Below are 23,877 nucleotides of genomic sequence, written 5' to 3' on the forward strand. Positions count from 1 at the left end.
GATTAGAAGTCACGGCTCTATTGTGTTAAAATACAGGTTGTTAGTAATTTGCGATTTCTCTTAAATCTAAAAATCTAACGATCTGTTGATTGATAATATTTCAGTTTTAATTTCCAGTGGGAGTAATGATCCTGTATTCTCCACTTAAATGCATCAAACTGAAAAGGTATAATAATCCGTCATAATATGGATCGAAGTAACCGTCTTCGTAAGGTTCCAGCTTTTCGTTCCAGATTTTATGGACAAAATCCATGCTGTTTTCGTTATTGTTGATATTGATGAGAGAGGCGGTGGCGGCTGTGGATATCAGGCCCAGTGAATGTCTGAGCTTTGGAGGATAATCGCCTGCAGGGAGAATCCATTCAGGTTTTGAGCCATCAAGATTATACTGGTCTTTGAAAGAGTCTATTCCTTCAGATCTCAGGAAGCTTTGAAAACGCTCAGCGTAATCTTCCTGCCATTCTTTATCTTTTCCGTACCAAATATAATCCATGGCAATATTCATGGGTACGCGCCACGAATCGTATCTGAATCCCGGTTTCATCCAGCGTGTTGGATGAGGTTCCCCACTGAATTCTGTGTAATCTGAATTTAAGCCGGTAACAGGATGACAGGCACGGTGCAGAAAAACTCTGGAAGTGTCAGCACAGTCACGGTAGAATTGTTCATGGCCATCGTTGGCGTATTCGGCCCATATTTCGTAGAATGCTGGTACATGATAAGAGGGGTCTGTCCAATTGTAGCCATCTCCTCCCGGAACAAAAGAAATTTGTTTGTGTTCCAGATTGATAAAGGGTTGGACGTACCCGTTCCCCTCTTTTTCCCACATCGCATCCAGAATATTCCGGGCTTCGGCATAATAGTCGATTCCGGTATCATTACCCCAACGGTTAGATGCAAGCAGCAATGTGGTGACAAAATAGAATTCTCCGTCTGATGCACTTCCGGGCGAGTTGATTTTCATTTTTTGGGGGTCAAAGCTCCATGCAAAATAGCCTTTCCCCGGACCTTCCTGATGTTGGAGATATTTCTTTGACCAACGCCAGATCCGGTCAAATACTTCTTTTTTGTTTAGTTGAACAGCCACCATCATTCCATATGAAACGCCTTCTGTGCGTACATCATGATTTTTGATGTCTGATACGTAACCCATAGAGTCGCCAACTTCGAAATAGATACGGTCCGGGCCTTCAAAGAGGTCGTAATAAGCTTTTTCTACCTTTTTATCGATTTCTTCCTGACTGTATCCCGCTTCCAAAAACAGATTGCGGGTGTTTTTTTGTTTTTGTCCGATTGAAGAAGCGGGGAACAGAGAAAAACAAAGTATCAATGCCAAAAAAGTTTTTGGGAGTTGTTTTTGATATAGTGTTTTCATTATGAATCATTTAGATGTACGGTGTGATTGGATTATAATCAATTAGTTGTTGAGAAATCCTGAACTATTCATCCATTGCAAGAGCGGTTCTGTCCAGCTTTCGTGATTGAAAATGAAGCCATGATTTCCTTTTTGATAAATGTGCATTTCCACGGGTACATTATGATGTCTTAATTTTTCGAAATAGAAAATGCTGTTATCTACATCTACAACAATGTCATCCGTTGCATGTGTGATATATGCGGGAGGTGTATTGCTGTCCACCTGTAGTTCGGATGAAAAGTTGCGGATGTCTTCAGCGTCCGGGTTTTTACCCAAAAGTTGATTTCTGGTTCCCAAATGGGTGAGACTGTCCTGCATACTGATGACAGGGTAAACCAATATTTGAAAGTCAGGACGCAGACTTGTGTTTTCCGGATTGTCGATAATGGGGCGATAATGAGTCGCTAAGGTTGATGCTAAATGCCCTCCTGCCGAAAACCCCATGACTCCTATTTTTTCGGAGTTAATATTCCACTTTGATGCTTTTTCTCTGATGAATTTAATGGCTTTTTGGGTATCTTTTAACGGAAGATTTTTCCCGTCATCTGCAGACGAGCCAGGTAACCTGTATTTTAAAACAAAAGCTGCAATGCCATTTGCTGCCATTTCTTTTGCCGTTGAAATGCCTTCTCCCTCATAAACAATGACGCTGTAACCTCCTCCGGGACATATGATGACCGCAGGACATAGGGAGTCGCTCTCTGTTGGTAAAAACATCTCAATGGACGGAGAAAAAACCTCCGTTATTAATCCATGTTGGTTTTTAATATAAGTGTCATCATTTTCAACATCAAGTATGTTTCCTGTGTTGAGTTCGATAATATTCTGCGCCTTGACTGGTGCCAAAAGCGAAGCAAGGAGAATTAGAAATCCTATTCTTTCGGAATGGTTCATATGCGTCGTGATTTTGGTTCAATATTTTTTCTTTTGCCTTCTGCCTCTTTAGCTTCTGCCTTTTTTGTCACTAACCTCTAAAAATCTAACGATCTTTTGTTAAAGCTTCCTGGATTATTTTATCCACCACAGGCTTTGGCTCATTATTCCGGTCAAATAACAGGGGATAGTCGGTTCTTCCCCGCACCGGCCAATTGTTTTTCCATGAGTTGTTGTCATTTACCCCCCATAATGTTACTCTTGAAATAACATCCTGATGTTTAAGGAAAAGATTAAAAAAATCGAGATAACGTTTTTCAAAAAGCACATTTACAGAATCCGGGAGCCCTTCTGTGTAGGGGTTGAGTTCCTTTTGGTATTCATAATCTTTGGAGATTTCTGCACCTGCTCCCCAGTCCGGCATTGGAAGTACAGACAGATCCAGCTCTGTTACCATTACCTTAACACCAAGATCGGAATAAGCTTTAATGCTGTTTTCAAATTCCTGAACTTCCGGATAATCCAGTCCAATATGCCCCTGCATTCCTATGGCATCAATTTTCACTCCTTGTTCCTGTAATTTCTGCACCATTTTTACCACCCCGTTTCTTTTTCCTGGAACTGCCATGGAGTAATCGTTGTAATACAGTTCTGCATCCGGGTCTGCCTCATGCGCAAATTGAAATGCCAGTTTTATAAAATCTTCACCAATGATTTCATAGAACTTGCTTTTTCGGAATGAACCGTCATCCACGATGGCTTCATTTACCACATCCCAACCATGGACCCTCCCTTTGTAGCGTCCAACTACCGTGTAAATATGGTTCTTCATTCTTTCGATGAGTACTTCCCTGGAAACATCATTCCCATCCTCATCGGTAAAAAACCAGCGGGGGGCCTGGGAGTGCCAGATGAGCGTATGTCCGATGATGAACATATCGTTTTCTTCTCCAAATTTCACAAACTGATCTGCGAGTTCAAAGTTAAAATCCCCTTCCTCTCGTTGAATCATTCCACTTTTCATACAGTTTTCTGCAACAATGGAATTAAAGTGCTTTTTTACCACTTCCATAGTGGCAGTATCATGCCCCATTACCTGTCGGAAATTGAGTGCAGTCCCTATATGAAAGTATGGCTTAAATGCCTCCTGAAGTGAGTCTGTATTGCGCTGTTCTGTTCTGTTGCATGAAGATAAAAAAACAAAGGCAAGAAAGATGCTTGCAAGAAAGAATGTGTTACGTTTTTTCATTGATGTAGAATTTTAATATTTATTGAGTATGTTTTCCAAATTTTAAGTGGTTTCTTGTGATAAACCTATTGATGGCAAAATTGCGGGAACATGAACTTTCTCTCCGTCAGATTTTAATATCAGCTTTGACAATGTTTCTGCGGATTGGTTTATTGCCGAATGTTAATGGTTGAGAATTTAATGACCCTCTTTGTTAACAAAAATAGTCAGGTTTTACTCAGGGGAGTTTTGATTCTGGACATTTGATTTTAAAAACCAGATATAATAAAGTAATGATGAAGGAATCGTTTCTGCTGATTTTTCGTGGTTTAAACAGGGAAGTTGCTGGTTGTCCTGTAATTAGGGGGAGGACAATATAAAAAATCACTAATGTCCCGGAAAAATTATTATTTTGAAAGAAGATTGCTTCGCTCTGCTCGCAATGACTCGGTCTTAAAGTGGTTAGTCGGGTTGGTAGGGGTTGATTTTCGGCAAAGCCGAAAATCAACCCCTACCAATCCTCAATATCCTGCAAAGGCCCGTTATTGCGGACGTAGTGAAGCAATTTCAATTTTTTAACCGGATACCAATGATAAAAAGTAAAAACAACGTTTAATTTAATATTTCATTGATATTTATAACAGAATTAAATACTTTTGGTGATGCAATGTTAAACTATGTACTTTTTGTACATAATGTTGAGTTTAGAAAACAGTATTCCAGGTTTTCTGGTATTCTTGTTTTCAATTGAAACTAGTTCCATTATTCGGTAAGAAAGCCATTCGGCCTTTTATTGTTAAGTATCTTTTTTGTTAGCTGGTTATAAGATCATGAACAAGAGATCTAAGGTGAAATATAACCGTGGTTTTTGAAAAATATGAAGCAGAAAAGCAGAAAGATGTAAAAAAGCATTTTTAGGTCGCTCAAAAGGTTCATTACTCAAGGAAAAGATTATTTGCAGATGAGCAAGATTTATTTCCCTCTTTTTTCTATAGTTAATATTCTGCTGCTTTTCATATGTTCAGATTTGTGGGCCGGTAACGGGAATCGCGTGTTTTATAATATCGGTGATATTCATGGTGTTTCGGTTTTGGGGGCTAATTCTGTTTGTGAGGATGATAATGGTTTTATCTGGGTTTCATCTAAATCCGGTGTTTTTCGTTTTACGGAGGATGATGAACGACAATATGAATTACCATATGTGACTGCAAATGTGATTAGTGTTAATTTACTGTTCCGGAATTCAAGGCTTTTTGCCTATACCAATAATGGTCAGTTTTTTGAGTATAATTCTGTTTATGATCGGTTTGACTTTGTATTTGATTTAAGAGTGTCTTTGGGAAATGATCGTCTTGTTGTGAGTGATGTTTTATTATGTGATGACTCATCGTTCTATATTGCTGCCACCTTTGGGTTATACAAATATTCTGATAAAAAGGGCGTGAAGTTAATTACGGAAACGAATGAAAAAGATCATTTTATTGAAAGGTACGATGATGAATATTTTTTTCACGGACATGCCGGAGAATTGTACCTTGTTGACTCTTCAACAGGCGAAAAGGATCATCTGTTTGCCATAAATTCTGATACACGTCCTGAAATATCTCAGTTGTATTTTCACAGCAAAACAGGACAGTTGTGGATTGGGACAACTTTAGGTAGAATATATTATTATGATGTAAGGTTTGATCGGCTTGTTGCGGTGGATATTGATCATTTGCCTTCGCAGCCGGCTATTGCCATTGAGGCCAATACCGACAGTACCATAATGTTGGGATATGACGGTCATGGTTTGTGGGAACTTGACAGAAAGGGAACTAAGGTTCTGAATATTCACAGGGAAGATGTCGATAATCCGCAATCGTTAAACGGTAACGGGGTATATGACATTTTCAAAGATGATAAGAATCGCATTTGGGTTTGTACTTTTAGCGGAGGGGTTTCTTTTTTTGAACAAACGCCACAAAGTATAAGGCATATCAAACATCAAATCAATATACCTAATTCTCTTGTAAATGATTTTATAAATGATGTTTTTGAAGATAGTAATGGAGACATTTGGTTTGCAACCAATAATGGATTGAGTAAATGGGAGGTCAAGCAGGACCGGTGGAATAACTTTTTTTATGAGAATAAACCGGGTGAGTCGCGTGTCTTTCTTTCCATTGCTGAAGATGATAAAGGACGAATCTGGGCGGGGACCTGGGAAAGCGGGGTGTTTTTGTTTCACAGGGATTCTGGACGGGAATTTAAAAGGTTTGATAATCTTGGAAATTCTGTTTTTGATATCAGGAATGATGAAGACGGGAATGTTTGGATTGCCGGAATTGTTGAGAATATTGTGCGTTATAATGTTGACACGGACGAAGCCTCTAAGTTTGAAACTCAACCAGTATATGTTGTCGATGAATATTCCGATAACAATATGCTTATGGGGGTCCCATACGGGTTGATTTCTGTGAACAAAAAAGATGGGGCGGTAGATGTTTTGATGGATGGATATATTGTACATGATATTTTATTGGATGGAGAAATTGTGTGGTGTGCTACCAGTGGCAGAGGGCTGGTAAAGTTTAATCTGGAAGAACGGTTCGTTGAGGATGAATTTACTGCTGTTGATGGACTCTCAAGTAATTTTGTTAATAGTATTACCCGGGTTGGGGATTGTTTGTTTCTTGGAACAGAAGAAGGTTTGTGTCGGTTCTCTCCTAAAGAAGGTAAAACCTTTTCTTATTCTTCGAATTTGCCTCTTGCCAATATTGTTTTTAATCAGGATGCCGGAATAATGTTATCATCCGGAGAATTGGTTCTGGGTACAAACCAGGGGATTCTTATGTTTGATCCTGAAGAGATCGAAGAAAAAAACAACTTGACAGGGAAGATATTTTTTCAGGATATTTTGATTGCCGGTCGTACCATTAGAGATTCTTCAATTTATGACCTGGCTGTTCCAGTTGACAGTCTTCGCGAGATTGTGCTTCCCTATCACAAAAACACCCTGACGGTTGAATTGTTGCCGGTTGGGGCTTCTGAACCGCATACAAAGCTATCATGGAAACTGAAAGGTTTGGGTGAAACCTGGAGTAAGCCTGCATTAAACAGAATGTTTTCATTTGCCAATCTGGCAGATGGGGAGTATGAGCTGAAAGTTAGAATGTTTAATAACTCTCTGTCTGATGTTATAGATGAGCGAAGTTTGATCATTGTAATAAAACCTGCATTTTGGAGTACATTGTGGTTTTACCTCATTTTAGTCGTTTTTGTAGTGGGGGTTCTTTATTTCATTTTTCGTTATCATCTTAATTTGATTCAGCAATTGCATTCCAGAGAGAAGATCCGTTTTTTCACCAATGCTGCTCATGAGCTGAGAACATCACTGACATTGATTAGCGGGCCTTTTGAAGAAATTACAAGAGAATCCGGATTTTCTCCCAGGGCCCGGCATTTTATTTCTCTTGCCAATGAACAGGTGAAGAGCTTGTTGAATGCTGCATCGCAATTGATCGATTTTCAGAAAATAGATAGGGGAAAAGCACAGGTAAATCTTCGCATGGCTAATATTACGCAATTGGTGGAGCACCGGGTCATGATGTTTGAATCTTTTGCACAACAGAGAAATATAGATTTGTCGGTGGTGAGCAATGATACAGAATTCTCTTCAGGAGTTGATGCCGGGATGATAGAGAAAGTGGTGGATAATTTGCTTTCCAATGCCATCAAGTATTCACATGAAGATGGGAAGGTAAAGGTTGAGATATGGCATAACCGGAGATTTTGGTTTCTGAGAGTAACAGATAATGGAATTGGGATTAGTATAAAAGGGCAAAAACAATTGTTTAAAGAGTTTTATCGAAGTGAGAATGCTATCAATTCAGGTGTTGTTGGTTCCGGAATTGGTATGTTGATGGTAAAAAATTATACTGAGATGCATGGTGGAAAGGTTCGTTTTGCGAGCAAAGAGAACGAGGGATCTGTCTTTACCATTGAGATACCCGCAAAAAAAGTGACAAAGTACACTCCTGATACTGAAGAAGAACTTGACCATCTTCACGAATCGTATATGCTGTCTGATGTTTCTGCGCATTATGGGGTGGGGACTGGTAAAAGTAGCGACTCAAAAATGATGACCATCCTGATTGTGGAAGATCATGAAAAGCTAAGGAACTTTCTTGAGCTTTCAATGAGCGAGGATTATAACGTTTTAACTGCCTCTGATGGACTGGAAGCCTTGACACTTGTGCAGGAGAAACATCCTGATATTGTGATTTCCGACATAATGATGCCAAAAATGGATGGTTTTCAGTTGTGTAAAAGAATAAAGAGCGATTTTGAAACGTCTCACACCCCCGTTGTTTTGTTAACGGCATTTTCCACAAAGGCATTGCAGTTGAAAGGACTGGGCCTCGGTGCCGATGCTTATTTGGCCAAACCTTTTGATATGAATTTGCTTAAAGGGAGGATAAGATCAATTGTTTTGAACCGTAAAGCTGTCCGGGATAAAGCTTTGAAAATTGTAGATTTTAAAAGTGAGACACCTCTTTTTAATAATCAACTTAATGACAAATTTATTAAGAGAGCATTGGAAGTTGTTAAATCAAATATTACAAATCTGAAATTTGGCAAGGAAGAGTTTGCATCCGCAATGAATGTCAGTCCTTCATTACTTTACAAAAAAGTAAAAACGCTAACCGATCAATCCCCTTCTGACTTTATCCGTTCTGTCCGGCTTAATTATGCATTGGAATTATTGCGATCGGGAGCGCATAATGTGACCGAGGTCAGCGAAAAAACAGGCTTTACCAGTGTGGCATACTTCAGCTACGCTTTTAAAAAGTATTACGGCAAGTCACCCACGGATGTTATGGGTGACTAATGACCAGCAGTCTTAATCCAGGTTAGGTTTTCCCGTCGAGAATTATTAAATCGCCGTAGTGGTCTGTAAAAAAAAACAGGGGCTGCCTTCTACACCTCGGACAGCCCTTGCTCATTCAATTAATTGAGAAGGGTTAAGTAACCTTGCGGCTATGAAAAAAATTAATCAATTAATGAGTTGTTATCTACTTCGTTGCTTGGAATGGGAAGAATTGCTTTATTCGGATTTGTTGCTATGTACTCGATAGGCTCCGGATTGAGTGCCGAGAACTTTCCGTTTTTCCTCCATCGGGCCAATTCAACTGCCCTGTACAACTCATTAGAGAACTCAACCAGAGACTCATGCATTATTGCCCTGTAAATTTGATCTTTAGAGTCGCATGGATAATTGGCTGTCGGATAATCCGGCATATCCACACTTGGACGATTTCTGATTTCATTCAAGTAGGCAATAGCATTGGCAGGGGTACCAACTTCATTCTCACATTCAGCAAGTTTTATGAGTACTTCTGCAAATCGCATATTCCGGTAGTTAATGGTTGAAATATAGTATCCACCCGGATTTAATTTGTACATAGGTGAATATTTATACCAACCAAAGTCAGACTCCTTCAATGTGTCAGTTTTTTCAGCTCCATAAGCGTCTCCTCTAAAGATCACTGTTTCGGATAATCTAGGGTCATCCTTAGCATCTCCATCTGATACGCGCTCAAAATCATTGATCAGTTTTTCTGAAGGAACCAGGTTTCTCCACCCGACAGGACTTACATCCTGAAACATCACATGACCCTTATCGGCAGGTGAATCTCCGTTTCCATCGGCCCACCAGTTAAAGTTACTTCCTGCAAATCCGATTTCGAATATGGATTCCTCATTGTATTCAGTTTCTTCCTGGAAATTTTCTGCATAATTGTCAACCAGCTCGTAGGGGCCATTGTTGTAAATGTCGAGTAGAACCGTATGCGCTGCTCCATATTTCCCCTGATGCATTAAAACTCTGGCCAGTAATAACTGGGCTGCTCCTTTGGTAGCCCTGCCAAGATTATTGTCATCGTGAGAAACATTTAGAACGGGGATGATTTCACCTAAGTCATTTTCGAGTAGTGTATAAATTTCCGATTCCGGAGAGGTTGCTTTCTCTCCATCAGCAGTTTTAACTGTTTCGGTATAAAGAGGTACATCTCCCCAATAAACCACGAGGTAATAGTAGGCAAAGGCTCTCAGGAATTTTGCTTCGGCAATACGGTGTGCCTTAATATCCTCATCGAGAGTCGGATCTTCAATGGCTGGTCCGAACTCTATAACAGCATTTGCCCGGTGAATTAAGCGGTACAGTCCCTGCCATGGGCCTGTCAGAGTGTAAATGGTGTTGTCGTACGTGCCTGCAATTAGTTGAGCGTTATGAACTTCAAGCTGAGGGCCGCCTGATGCATGTTCGTCAGAACGACAGGCAGACAGATACTTTATCATTCGGCCATAAAGGTCGGCACCTGTGAATTGACCATATATGGCGTTGGTTGCTTTCTCAAGGTGCAATCCATTCTGATAATAAGAGCTGGTGGTAAATCCGTTAGGATTGGTTTTATCAAGTTCTTCCTCATCACAGGAAGGAAAAAACAGCAGGCCTGCAATCAGAATTGATAGAATATATTTTAGTTTCATAACTATTGGTTTTTAGTGTTCATTTTATCATTAAAAAGTTGCCTTAATCCCAAAGAGGAATGTGCGTGGTTGAGGATATTGCCCAAAGTCGGCACCATTCATCATGTTATTGTCACCACGGTGTGCAATTTCCGGATCATAACCATAATAATCGGTTAAAGTGAGCAGGTTCTGTGCTGTAACATAAAGTTTAAGCCCCTTGATAGAGTTGCCTGATATACCGGACAGAACATTGTCTGAGAAATTGTAACCTATGGTTAAGTTCTTAATGCGCATATATGATCCATCTTCGATGAACCGGTCTGATGTACGGGCATTGTTGTTGGGGTCAGCATTTACAGCACGGGGGATATCGGTATTTGTATTTGAGGGAGTCCATGCATCCAAAACGGCAACATCTGAGTTAAACAACCGCATCATACCCTGAGTCAGTACTTTGGTTCCGCTGTAGATATCATTTCCATATACACCCTGGAGCTGCATTGAGAAATCTAAGTTTCTGTATGATCCCGAGAAGTTGAGCCCATAACTGAAATCAGGCAGAAAATTACCGATTACAGTCCGGTCTTCTTCGTTGATAACTCCATTTCCATCCAGATCCTTGAATTTGATATCACCAGGCGATGTGCCTTCATTTTGGTAAACTTGCTTGGTGACATTTCCTTCATTGTATTGTTGTAATGCTGTTTGATTTAATGCATCAATTTCATTTTGTGACTGGAAAATGCCGTCAACCTTGTAACCATAGAAACCCTGAACGGGATGTCCCTCTTGTGTTCTTGTAATGGTGCCTCCTCCATAGTCTCCTGTGACGGCGACCTGATCATACACTTTCCCGTCCAGGTCAGTTACCTCGTTATTGATGGTTCCAAGGTTGGCCATCACTGAGAATTGAAAATTACCATCGCGCTTGTGATAACCTGCACTGAACTCAAATCCCGAGTTCTCCATAGCACCCACATTGGTCCAGGGGTTATCAATGTATCCAAGTGACGCAGGCAGATTCTTTTGCAAAAGCAGATTATCAACCTCTCTTTTAAAGTATTCAGCAGAAAAGGTGACTGAATAATCTAATAAAGATAAATCAAAACCAAAGTTTTGCATGGTGGTAATCTCCCACTCCAACTCTTCGTTTGGAAGTTTGCCATAGTATGCGCCCGGGTTATTTTCAGCATTGCTGTTAAAGACTGCCCAGGTATTCTGATTGATGGTAGATTGCCAGTCGTAGGCTCCAAGAGCATTGTTTCCAACCTTTCCGTAACTTGCACGGAATTTTAGATTAGATATTAAATCTATATCCTGCATAAAGGTTTCTTTGCTTAATACCCAACCAATGGAAGCTCCGGGGAAGTCTCCCCATTTATTTCCAGGTGCAAATTTTGACGAACCGTCTCTGCGGAATGAAGCGCTTAACAAATATTTGTCGGCAAAAGAATAGTTTATTCTTCCTGTGTAAGAAATAAGCATTGTCTCATTTAGGTTTCCTGCAACCGATTGATTGATTGTGCCATCCAGCTGGTTTAGCAGGTTGGTTTCATGCTCACCCCGGCCTATGAGTCTGCTTCCTGTTGTAATTTGTTCTTCAACAACTGCAACTGCGTTGATGTCATGCTGATTAAAACTTTTGTCAAAGGTGAGTTGATTTGTGTAAATACGAGAATAGAATTTATAGCGGTTGTCCTCCAGTTCATGATTTACTCTTTCATTGTAGTCGTCTTTATACTTTGGACTGTCAATAATTGTCTGATCGCTGGTGTACTCCATTCCAAAAACAGATTTAAATGTCAACCAATCCGTAAAAGACAATTCGGCATAAGCATTACCAATAATATTGGCTCTTTTGTAAATGTTTTTATCCTGTTCCGCGATTCTTAACGGGTTTTCAGGGTCAGTATCGTCCACCTGCGATGTTGTGCGATATCCATGCTCATAACCCTCTGTTCCAACTGGAACACTGGCGGGGATGTAGGGTATCTGGTTGACAATGTGTTTTATCATCGTCCGACCACCCGATTCTTTTTCGTTGTTTCTTATACCGTAAGATCCGGTCACATTTTCTCCAATGGTCAGAAAATCGTTTACTTTAAATTCGGCATTGAAAGTTGTACTGTGTCGGGTGTAGTCTGTTCCAACCATGATTCCTTCCTGGTCGATGAAACCATAAGAGGTAAAAAAACGGAATTTGTCATTTCCACCGGTCAGGTCAACATTGACCTTTGAGATTGGGGCGCTACGAAACAATTCATCCTGCCAGTCGGTATCCGTTTCAGCAAAAGTTTGCGATGCACCCGGATAAACGTGGTCATTCATATTTGAAAATCTTGCGGGCAAATCAGATCCGGCGTTGGTCAAATATTCCGTTGCAAAATCCATGTATTGTTCCCGGTTCATTAGATCCAGTGTTTTCCACATTTCCTGTGTTCCGGTAGATGCATCAACATTGATGGTTATTTCTCCGCCACGATTTCCCTTCTTTGTTGTGATCAGAAGAACTCCGTTGGCTGCACGCGAACCATAAATGGCTGCTGACGATGCGTCTTTAAGGATGGAGACTGATTGTATGGAGTTGGGGTCAAGACCCTCAATACTTCCCACAGGCATGCCATCTACGACAAACAGCGGTGAAGATGAGAGATTTACGGAGCCAATCCCCCTTATTCTTATGTTGGGTTCCTGTCCCGGGCCACCACTATTTACAATGGAAACACCTGCTGCTTCACCCTGAAGTGCCGATGTGAGACTGCTAACCGGCTTGTTTTGCATTCGTTCGGCACGAACATCTGTAACAGCGCCTGTTAAATTTTCTCTTCGTTGTGTTCCATAACCAACAACTACAACCTCTGACAAACTAACATCGGTTGGTTCCAAAACAACGTCGATTTCTGTTCTTCCATTAATAGGAACAGTCTGAGATGAGAAACCAATAAAATTAAATACCAATGCTCCATCTGAAGGCGCCTCCAGTGAGTAGTTGCCATCAATATCGGTAATTGTACCTCTGGTGGTTCCTTCTACAATGATATTCACTCCTGGCAGTGGTTGCCCGGTGTTGTCATTAACAGTTCCGCTTATACTGACATTTTGTGCCAGTATGCTGATACTAAAACATAAAAAGAAGATAACAAAAGTTAGTGCTTCCTTCTTCAAATACTTCATTTTCTTCATAAACTTTAGGTTTAAAGAATTAGTAAGACAAAATATTTGATTTGAAGAGTTTTACGATCGATTGTGCTTTGTGAAGAGATTTTAAGGGTTTGTAGTTGGTATTATTAAGCAGTCGTCAAAAAGCATCAACAAATCAAAAAAAATATTAATCAAAAGTAACCTATACTTTAATTTTCCATTTTGGAATTCAGATATGATTATTAAGTATGTGGATATTTTGATTTGGCTGTTTATCTTTGATTGTGTGTCATTTGAGTAAAATAGACGGAGCCGGAAATAGAGATGTTTATTGGTGGTTTGGGAATGTTGTATTGTTTTTTTTTGTTAACGATTTGTGCCCGTAGCTGAATTCGAAATCATTATGACTGAAATCTATAATTTTGAGACCTTATGAAGGATGATTGTGAGCGTGTTGGCTGAAATATCGGGAAAGTCACTCTTGAATGTGGTTGGATAATCTGGTTGATTAAAATGAAAAGTAAAGATTACATTTAATTTAGGGTTTTATTGATGATTAAAACAGAATTAAATACTTTTGAGGTTGTCAATAGCTGTAATGATATTGAGGGAAGTATAAAATTTTTATATTAGAGAGAATTTTTTATAGATGAGAAAGAAACAAATGTTTAGAATACTATTAATAATCAATCTGATCTTTCTTTTGCAGGGAGTGGAATTTACAGCCATTTCACAAAATAAAGTCTTTTATAATGTTAATGATATCTATGACATCTCTATAAGGGGAGCCAATTCGGTATGTGAAGATGAAAAAGGATTTATCTGGGTTTCTTCGAAAGCAGGTGTTTACAGGTTTACGGAGGAAGATAAAAGACAGTATTTGTTACCATATGTAACTCCGGATGTAATTAGTGTGGATTTGCTCTACAGGAACTCTACACTGTATGCTTATACCAATAACGGTCAGTTTTTTCAATATGATCCTTTATTTGATCGTTTCGATCTGACTTTGGATATGCGAAGTGTGCTGAATAATAATTATCTGGTAGTTCAGAATACACTCATTGATGAAGACGGCACCTTTTTTATTGCCACCACATTTGGCTTGTATAAGTATTCCGGAAACAACGAACTCGATCTTCTGAGTGAGTCTGATCAGGAAGAGCATTTTGTAGAGTGGTATGATGAGGATTATTTCTTTCTGGGTCGCCCGGGAAGTCTGCATATTGTGGAGGCTGAATCAGGAAAAACAGAACTTTTACACACCTTTGAGAATCGTGCATCCATGCAAATGTCAATGCTTTATTTTGATAAAGCTACAGGCTACTTGTGGATTGGCACCAATTCAGGCGATGTATTTCTATATGATATTCGTTTTGATCGGTTAATGTCTGTTGAAATAAACAATTTTCCTAATCAGCCGGTTTTGGCTATTGAAGCCAACACAGATAGTACAATGTTGTTGGGTTTCGATGGTCAGGGTGTATGGGAATTGAATAAAAGAGGCACAGAAGTGCTGAATGTTTACAGGGAAGATGTGGATGATCAAAACTCGTTGGCAGGTAACGGGGTTTATGACATTTTTCTGGACAGACAGAATAGAGTCTGGATATGCACCTATAGCGGGGGAGTATCCTTTTATGAACAGACAGCTCGCACTGTAAAAGAGATAAAGCATCAGATCAATAATTCAAACTCTCTTGTAAACAATGTGGTGAATGATGTTTATGAGGATAGTGAAAATAATATATGGTTTGCCACCAATAATGGCATCAGCAAGTGGGATGTAGAAAGAGACAACTGGAGCACCTTTTTTGAGAATACCAGTGGAGAGGCAAGGGTATTTCTTTCCCTTTTTGAGGACAATCAGGGACGTATGTGGGCAGGAACCTGGGGGGCAGGTATATTTGTTTTTGATAGAGAGACGGGAAATGAGCTAATGCAACCCGGAGGCAAATCTGCTCAAAACGGCGATGTGGGAGATTTTATTTTTGATATTGCAGCTGGAAAGAGAGAGGATTTGTGGATTGGCGGGGTGGTGGAAGACGTTGTTCGTTATGAAAGTGAGACAGGCAGGTATAGGCGTTATGGCTCTCAACCTGTTTATGTGCTTGAGCAGATTGATGAAGATCAAATCTTACTCGGTTGTTCTTACGGTTTGGTAATGATGAACACCGAGGAGGGGGGAATAAACGTTTTGCTCAATGGTTATATTATTCATGATTTTCTCATAGATAACGGACTTGTATGGTGCGCTACCAGCGGAGGAGGGCTTGTAAGTTACAATCTTGAAAGCGGTGAAGCAGATCAATATACAGTAAGTGACGGCTTGTCAAGTAATTTTGTGAATAGTATTACCAGAGTAAATGAATATTACTGGCTTGGAACAGAAAGTGGCTTGTGTCGATTTTCAAAAGATACTGGGAAAATATCCAGTTTCTCATCTGTCCTGTCTCTTTCAAATGCCTCCTTCAATCAGGATGCAGGAGTTGTTTTATCAAGTGGGGAGCTATTGCTTGGAACGAATCAGGGAGGTCTGATGTTTAATCCCGAAAACCTGGGGAATCAGGAAGTCGTTGGAGAGATCTTTATTCAAGACATTATTATTTCAGGAAGAACAATCAGAGACAGTGCGGTTTTTGATTTAAAAATACCTGTGGATAGCCTGAATGAAATAGTTCTTGCACACAATAGAAATACACTCACTTTTGAGTTGTTACCTGTAGGTGTGTCAGATCCTCAAGCCAGGATTTCCTGGAAGCTTGGAGGTATGGATGAAGATTGGAGCATGCCTGCCTCCAATCGGATGTTGACATTTGCCAATCTGCCTGGAGGTGAATATGAGCTGAAAGTCAGAATGCTTGACAGTTCTTTATCACAGATTATTGATGAACGCAGCCTGACCATTGTCATTGAGCCCCCATTCTGGAGAGCCTGGTGGTTTTATTCCATGGCAATACTTTTAATTGTAGGTGTGTTCTATTTTTTCTTTCGTTATCACATCAATTTAATTCAACAGATACATTTTCAGGAGAAGATAAGGTTTTTTACCAATACAGCTCATGAATTAAGAACGTCGCTTACATTGATTAGCGGGCCGGTTGAAGCAATTGAGGATGAGACAGGTCTTTCCGAGAAAGGACGGTATTTTTTGGCATTGGCCAATGATCAGATAAAGAATCTTCTAAAAGTAGCCACTCAGCTGCTTGACTTTCAGAAGGTGGACAAAGGGAAAGCGCGGCTGCACCTGAAGATGGTAGATGTGGTGCGGTTTATTGAGCAAAGAGTTTTGATGTTTGAATCTTATGGCAAAAGGAAAAGCATTTTATTGAATTTTAGCTCTGATCAGAAGGAACTTTTAACCGGTGTTGATGTGGAGATGTTGGAGAAGATTGTTGACAATTTACTGTCCAACGCCATTAAATATTCTCATGAGGGAGACCAGGTGGACATCCGTATTAGCCAGGTCAGAAAAAACTGGATTCTGAGTGTGGCTGATCATGGAATTGGAATTAGCATGAAAGGACAAAAGCAGCTTTTCAGGGAATTTTATAGGAGTGAAAATGCGGTTAATTCAGAGGTGGTTGGTTCCGGTATCGGTCTCTTAATGGTCAAGAATTATGTAAAAATGCATGGAGGTAAGATATTTGTGGAAAGCCGTGAAAATGAAGGTTCCGTCTTTAAGGTTAATATTCCTGTTAGAGAATTGGGCCAGGAGGTGGTGGAAACCTCAAATGAAAAGTCTGTTTTTCATGGAGCTGAGTCATTGTATGATAAAGATCTGGTTGTACCGGGCAATGAGGGAGTGGAAAAAAATGACCAAATGAATGTTCTGGTTGTTGAAGACAATGAAAAATTAAGAGCTTTTCTTCAGGTTTCACTTGGAGATTATTTTAACGTATTTGAAGCTGCCAACGGAAAAGAGGGTCTTGACAAAGCATCTGAAAACATCCCTGATTTAATCGTTTCGGATATTATGATGCCTGAAATGGATGGATTTGAGATGTGTAAAATATTAAAGAGTCAATATGAAACAGCTCATATTCCAATTGTACTACTGACCGCTTTAACAGATAAAGCTGTTGAACTGCAAGGATTGGGGCTGGGGGCAGATGCCTATCTTACCAAGCCTTTTGATATTAATTTGTTGCTGGGGAGAATTAAAACCATACTCACAAACCGGCGAATAGTGAGGGAGAAGGCTTTGAGGTTACTGGAGAACGACCATTCTGCTCCCTTAACTGAAAATGAACTGAATGATTTGTTTGTTAAAAAAGCTTATGAGGTGGTAAACAACAATATTTCAAACTCTTCGTTTGGGAAGGCTGAATTTGCATCGGAGCTAAATGTTAGTTCTTCATTGTTATACAAAAAAATGAAAGCTCTGACAGATCAATCACCTTCCGATTTTATTAGAACCGTCAGGTTACATTATTCATGTGAGCTCCTTAAAACTGGTGACTACTCAGTTACCGAAGTTAGTGAGAAGTGCGGCTTTGCCAGCGTTTCCTATTTTAGTACAGTGTTTAAGGCTTTTTATAAAAAATCTCCAACTGAGTTTATTGATAATAAATAAACAAGTGGTTTTACAATATCATTTGTTTTAGTATCTAAATTTTTTTATAGCTCCCGGTGATTGCTAAATCATCTTGGCATTGATGTATTGGGCCTATTGGCAAATGAACTGTTTTGTCTGTGGATACCGCGAGTTTATGATTAAAAAATCCAACTGCGATGTGAGCTTTCAGGCTTTATTAATGCAAGGATTATGTCCCTTTTCTTTAATTAAATCATGAGAATCGGATCTTATGCTTGAGCCTGAAATAAATTCTTGCCCCGTCCGGATTATCTTATTCATTTCTTCTTTTGTTTGTCTCTTCTCTTAATTCAAAGTAGAAAAAATTGAATGTTGGTGTAAAAAATGAGATGCTATTTATCGTTTTGTTTACAATTCTTAAAGGGGTTTTTGTGAAAATTGATCTTCAGCTTTTATTCTTATCTCCTGTTTTTTGGGGCAATTATTTCAAATCTCATTTTTAGGTTTTAGATATACTGGATTGTTCTATGATGTGTTAAATGAGGCTGTTGTAGTTCTGGGTGTCTGAAAATTAAAATTGACAATCTTGCTGGATGGGCCCCATTTATGGCAAACTGTAATTTCGTTTTTTCTGTTTGGAAGTGTTGTTAATATTTTGATATACAGATTGTAAGGTGTTATATCTTAAATTTAAAATTGTATATCTCAAATTGAAACAGGTGGAAACCCGAGTCTCTTACTTTTGTTGTGAAATGTTTTCAAGTGTTAACACTCTATCTTGTGTAGTATAGAACAGAACAGATTTATATGAATTGTAAAAAGAAGAAAGTTTAACCTAAAAAATAGACCATGAAAAAACGAAGCAGATCTGATGGAAAACCTAAGAAACATTTAGTCTGGGAAATGGAAGTGACCAGAGTAAATCAGGTTAAGTTGAAAAATAGAAATTGTAAATGATAATAAACCAAAATTACAATGAAAAAAAGTAATGAAAATGTGTATCGGGCAAACCCTTTGTCACAAAGCCTTTGGAGCTTCAATTTGCGAAGGGTTGTTTTCCTGATGATGTTTTGTCTGAGTCTTGGAGTATTCTCTCAGAATATGAAGACTGTAAGTGGTGTTGTTCTCGATGCTCAGGGAGAGACTGTTCCCGGAGCTACCGTAGTTGTAAAGGGAAGCACTTCGTATGGTAGTGTTACGGACATGCAGGGGCGGTTTAGTCTGAATATTCCGCAGGATGCAAATGTGTTGGTTGTATCTTTTGTTGGGATGAAGACGCAGGAGATTGATGTTAGTGCACAATCTACTGTTACCGTAAACCTGGAAAGTGATGCAATTGCCCTTGACGATGTTGTCGTAGTTGGTTACGGACAACAGAAAAAAGCTAGTATTGTGGGCTCTATCACCCAGACAACCGGAGAAGTTCTGGAACGATCCGGTGGAACATCCAGCGTGGGGGCAGCCCTAACGGGTAATCTCCCGGGTGTGATTACCATGTCAAGTTCAGGTATGCCTGGTGAGGAGGATCCTCAGATATTAATTCGTTCGGCGAGTTCATGGAATAATAGTGAACCGTTAGTCCTAGTTGATGGAATTGAACGCCCGTTAGGAAGTGTGGATATTAACTCCGTTGAAAATATTTCTGTGTTAAAAGATGCCTCTGCAACAGCAGTTTATGGAGTAAAAGGGGCTAATGGAGTGATACTGGTAACGACTAAGCGTGGTAAAAAGGGAAAAGCTCTTATCGAAGTCGGTGGAGATGTAACCCTCAAGGTTCCTTCAAAATTACCTAATAAGCTGGATTCCTATGGTGCTTTGACCGCCAGAAACAGAGCAGTAGAGCATGAATTGGGAGTGAATCCTGATTCGTGGGATTATATGACACCTCCATCTGTTATTGAAAATTATCGTAATCAAACAACTGTTGCTCAAAGAGAGCGCTATCCTAATGTTGACTGGCAGGATGCGATATTTAAGGATTATGCCATGTCGTACAATGCAAATCTTGGGGTTAGCGGAGGTACCGATTTTGTGAAGTATTATGCAGCAGCTGACTTTGTTCATGAAGGGGATATTTTTAAACTCTGGGAAAATGGACGTAATTATGAATCAGGATATGGCTATAATCGTTTGAATGTAAGAAGTAATCTTGATTTTCAAATAACCAACAGTACAGTATTTAAAGTGAATATCGCAGGTTCTAACGGAGAGAAGAAAAGCCCGTGGGACCAGAATACTGATGATGAATGGGCCATTGCACAACGGTGGGCCGGTGCTTACAATATTGCTCCAGATGTATTTCTTCCTAAATATTCGGATGGAGCCTGGGGGTTCTATCCCGATATTTCTAATGTGAGCAATTCTGCGTCTAATCTGGCCAACGCTGGTAAAATGACTACCACTACAACCAGAATCAATACGGATTTTACTCTGGAACAGGAGTTGGATTTTGTTACCGAAGGATTAAATTTCAAAGGGCTTATTGCCTGGGATAATACCTTTGTTGAAACAGAAAGAGGGGTTAATGATTTGTTCAATGATCCTCGTTTTAAGTGGATTGATCCCGATACAGGTGCTGAGTATTTCAAGCAGGATTTTGAAGCCAATAATAAATTTGATTACATGCAGCCTGTTTTATGGAATTCTGAAGCTGGAACTGCCAACCTGACTAAGCAGAAAGTATATTATCAACTGCAATTAGATTGGGCTCGCAGTTTTGGGAATCATAATGTTACAGGAATGGGTGTTTTCACCAGGGAAGAAAATACAACCGAAGGTTTTGGATATATTCCTATTAAACGGGAAGACTGGGCTTTTAGAGCTACCTATGATTATAATTCGAAGTACTTTTTAGAGGTTAACGGTGCTTATAATGGTTCCGATATGTTCGGAGTTGAGAATCGGTTTTCCTTTTTTAGTTCAGGCGCCTTGGGCTGGATGATTTCAGAAGAATCTTTCATGCAATCTATCGAGTTTCTTGATATGTTGAAATTGAGAGCTTCCTATGGTGAAATTGGAGATGATGGATTTAGTCAGAGTGCTGAAGCCTTAGGGCTTTATAGAACGATATGGGCTTATGGTGGCGTTACGACCATGGATTTAAATCAGGGAGAAAGCCCTTATACCTGGTATCGTGAGTCAGCTTTAGGGAACCCTGATGTGCAGTGGGAAACAGTTAAGAAACTCAATTTTGGAGCCGACTTTGCTGTTTTAAAAGGACTCTTGGCTGGTAGTGTTGATGTCTTTCAGGATAAACGTGAGAATGTTCTGATTTATGGAGAAGACCGTTCGGTACCTTCATATTTTGGTGCTAATCCTCCGGCTGCCAACCTTGGAGAGGTTCATGTGAATGGATATGAAGCTGAATTGCGAATCAATAAAGTATTGCCTAATAAGCTTCGTTTGTGGTCCAATATAAGCTGGACACATGCTGAAAATGAGGTGATACAAACAGAAGAGCCCGAGCTTCTACCCGATTATCAAAAGGATACAGGGTATAGCATCGGTCAGAACAGATCTTATATAGATGCAGGCTTTGTAAATACTTATGATGAACTGTATGCTACTACTCCTCATGATACCAATGATGAATACAAATTGGTAGGTGATTATAAAATCGTTGATTTTAATGGAGATGGAGTGATTGATAATGAGGATCAGGTTCCTTATGGATATTCCAATTCACCGCAAAACACATATAATTTAGCCGCCGGTTTTGAATGGAAGGGATTCAGTGGTTTTGTTCAGTTCTACGGTGTAAATAATGTTACGCGGTATGTTCCGCTCAATAGTTTCGGAAGTCAGCTGAACAACGTATATGATATTGGCACATGGTGGTCTCAGGATACCCAGGATGCAGATCTTGTTGTACCTCGCTGGCTGTCAACTCCCAGCTACCATTCCGGAACTCAGTTCTTGTTCGATGGATCCTATGTCAGACTGAAGAATGCGGAGATAGCTTATACTTTCGATAACCAAGGCTGGATTAAGCGAATTGGTTTTCAGTCGTTGAAACTTTTTGTTAACGGAAATAATTTATGGGTATGGTCGGATATGCCTGATGACCGGGAGTCGAATTTTGCCGGCGCAGGAGGTCAGGGTGCTTATCCAATGATGAGAAGATACAATTTTGGAGTAAAAATAACCTTGTAAAATATGAAGGAAATGAAAGAGTTATATAAAACACTTTTGTGGGGAAGCACATTGTTGGTAATGCTCTTTAGCGCTACCTCTTGTGAAGATTACCTTGAGAAAGAGGAAGAGGTATTGATCTCTGAGGAAGTGGCGTTTAAGAATTTTAGGAATTTTCAGGGTTTCATTGAGGAAATTTACAATTGTATTCCCGACAAGCAGAAATCGTACTGGACCACTTCCTGGAACTGGGGAGAGGACGAGATTATGAATCCTGCTGCCGATTGGCATATGGTGAATCAGATAGATATTGGTAATTTCTGGTCCTGGCAGGCAGGCAGACTGGCCCAAAACGGCAGCTGGCTTGATAAGGATAATGCAGATCCCACATCTACCGATAAATTTAATCATGCCATATGGCCTCATGCGTGGTATTCTATCCGTAAGGCAAACATCGGGCTGGCTAATCTTGATTTGATGACCGATGCAACAGCTGAAGAAAGGGATTTGATTGAAGGTCAGTTGTATTTCTTCAGGGCATGGTGGCATTTTCAATTGATGCAGTATTTTGGTGGAATGCCTTATATAGAAGAAGCATTGCCTGCCGGCGAGCAACTTACTTTGCCAAGAATGACCTATCAGGAGTGTGCTGATAAGGCAGGTGCAGATTTAAGGAAGGCCGCAGATTTGCTGCCGATTAACTGGGATAATACTCGTCCGGGTAGTCAGACTTCTGGTAAAAACCAGCTTAGGGTAAATAAAATCATGGCTCTTGGCTATCTCGGTAAGAACTATTTATGGGCAGCAAGTCCGTTGATGGAAAATGGAGCACAGACCGGCGGAAGTCTGACTTATTCTTATAATACAGATTATGCATCCCAAGCCGCCGAAGCATTTGGAGAATTGCTAAATCTGGTGGAGAGCGGACAGACACAGTACTCTTTGGCTGAATTTAATTATGAGGATATATACAATCATAAAGCAGCTGCCGGTGCAACCTCCAAATACAGTGATATTTTTTATACTACCGGACAGAACTGGTTGATGCCAGGTTCTACGGAAGCAATTTTTCGTGGTCCCTCCCCGGATGCCAACGGAAGTAACTGGGGAACATCGAAAACTTTCGGACCCAAAGTGCAGGGACTTGTTGAGCACGACAATATCATCCATCAGCCAACAGCCAATTATGTGAATTATTACGGTATGGCGAATGGCCTTCCTTTGGATGATCCGGAGTCAGGGTTTGATCCGAACTTCCCATTTAAGGATCGTGATCCACGTTTCTATCATGATATTGTTTTTGATGGTTTTCAGTATGTAAACGGATCTATGCCTGCAGATATGGAGTATCTCAGATATACAGGATTACATACAGGAGGCACTATGCGTCAGGCCAGCAATGGTAGCCGCACAGGATATTTCATTCAAAAGCTGGTTCCACATACGGCTAACAAATATGATGGAATTTACAACTGGTCAGGAAACCTCCATGTTTACCTTCCCTATATGCGGTTGGGCGATATTTATTTGATGTATGCCGAAGCTGCCGGTGCAGTTGGTGGGGCAACTTACAGTGCCTCTAATTTTGCAAAATCAGCTGAGGAGGCCATTAACACACTACGTGATCGTGTTGGTGCCGGACATGTTGCAGCAGCTTTTACCGGAAGTACAGAGTTGTTTCTTGATGAAGTCCGTCGGGAGCGTGCAGTGGAACTGTCTTTCGAAGGCTTCAGATTTAATGATTTGCGCAGATGGTTGTTGTTAACAGAGGAGCCATACAATATTAAAACATCTCAGGAATTTGATCGGGTTGAAGACGAAACTTTCTTTGAAGAGAATGATCCCCGGGATGCCAGAGTGTCAAATTTCCGTGAAGAGTTAATACTTACCCGCCAATTTGGGAAAAAGCACTATTGGCTACCGCTGAAGATTTCTGACACTTCGATGTATCCTGAATTCGAACAGAATCCCGGATGGTAAATCAAAAAAGAAATGTAGTGTAATTTATCAAAGAAATAAACAATGAAACATATA

The 23,877-nt window shown here is 40.0% G+C and carries 9 protein-coding genes; 4 read left to right on the forward strand and 5 right to left on the reverse strand.

Features of this window, described 5'->3' with window-relative positions; genetic code table 11:
• Positions 1–106: 106 nt before the first annotated feature.
• From BY457_RS13970 to BY457_RS13980, 3 genes are all read right to left on the reverse strand, one after another.
• The gene (locus BY457_RS13970; RefSeq protein ID WP_258176740.1) at positions 107–1,375 is read right to left on the reverse strand and encodes a glycosyl hydrolase family 8; all 1,269 of its coding nucleotides are present in this window, start codon (positions 1,373–1,375) and stop codon (positions 107–109) included.
• Between the two features lie 42 nt (positions 1,376–1,417).
• Positions 1,418–2,311, reverse strand: a complete 894-nt coding sequence (locus BY457_RS13975; protein ID WP_106153947.1) for an alpha/beta hydrolase — start codon at positions 2,309–2,311, stop codon at positions 1,418–1,420.
• Positions 2,312–2,396: 85 nt separating this feature from the next.
• On the reverse strand, positions 2,397–3,539 hold the full coding sequence (locus BY457_RS13980; protein WP_106153948.1) for an endo-1,4-beta-xylanase: 1,143 nt from the start codon (positions 3,537–3,539) through the stop codon (positions 2,397–2,399).
• Between the two features lie 940 nt (positions 3,540–4,479).
• Between BY457_RS13980 and BY457_RS13990 the strand changes: the two genes are divergently transcribed.
• On the forward strand, positions 4,480–8,391 hold the full coding sequence (locus tag BY457_RS13990) for a hybrid sensor histidine kinase/response regulator transcription factor (RefSeq protein ID WP_106153950.1): 3,912 nt from the start codon (positions 4,480–4,482) through the stop codon (positions 8,389–8,391).
• A 161-nt stretch (positions 8,392–8,552) separates the two neighbouring features.
• Here BY457_RS13990 and BY457_RS13995 read toward each other — a convergent pair whose 3' ends face one another.
• Positions 8,553–10,052 (reverse strand): RagB/SusD family nutrient uptake outer membrane protein, encoded by a 1,500-nt coding sequence (locus BY457_RS13995; RefSeq protein ID WP_106153951.1) that lies wholly within the window; start codon positions 10,050–10,052, stop codon positions 8,553–8,555.
• A 30-nt stretch (positions 10,053–10,082) separates the two neighbouring features.
• On the reverse strand, positions 10,083–13,217 hold the full coding sequence (locus tag BY457_RS14000) for a SusC/RagA family TonB-linked outer membrane protein (RefSeq protein WP_106153952.1): 3,135 nt from the start codon (positions 13,215–13,217) through the stop codon (positions 10,083–10,085).
• A 607-nt stretch (positions 13,218–13,824) separates the two neighbouring features.
• Here BY457_RS14000 and BY457_RS14005 point away from each other — a divergent pair.
• From BY457_RS14005 to BY457_RS14015, 3 genes are all read left to right on the forward strand, one after another.
• Entirely contained in the window at positions 13,825–17,751 is a 3,927-nt protein-coding gene (locus tag BY457_RS14005; RefSeq protein WP_258176741.1) for a response regulator, read from the forward strand.
• A gap of 936 nt (positions 17,752–18,687) precedes the next feature.
• Positions 18,688–21,864, forward strand: a complete 3,177-nt coding sequence (locus BY457_RS14010) for a SusC/RagA family TonB-linked outer membrane protein (RefSeq protein WP_106153954.1) — start codon at positions 18,688–18,690, stop codon at positions 21,862–21,864.
• A 12-nt stretch (positions 21,865–21,876) separates the two neighbouring features.
• Positions 21,877–23,823 carry a RagB/SusD family nutrient uptake outer membrane protein gene (locus BY457_RS14015; protein WP_106153985.1) on the forward strand — a complete coding sequence of 649 codons (1,947 nt, stop codon included), beginning with the start codon at positions 21,877–21,879 and terminating at the stop codon, positions 23,821–23,823.
• Positions 23,824–23,877 lie beyond the last annotated feature (54 nt).

The organism is Marinilabilia salmonicolor, from assembly GCF_003003035.1.
GTDB classification, from domain to species: Bacteria; Bacteroidota; Bacteroidia; order Bacteroidales; family Marinilabiliaceae; genus Marinilabilia; species Marinilabilia salmonicolor_A.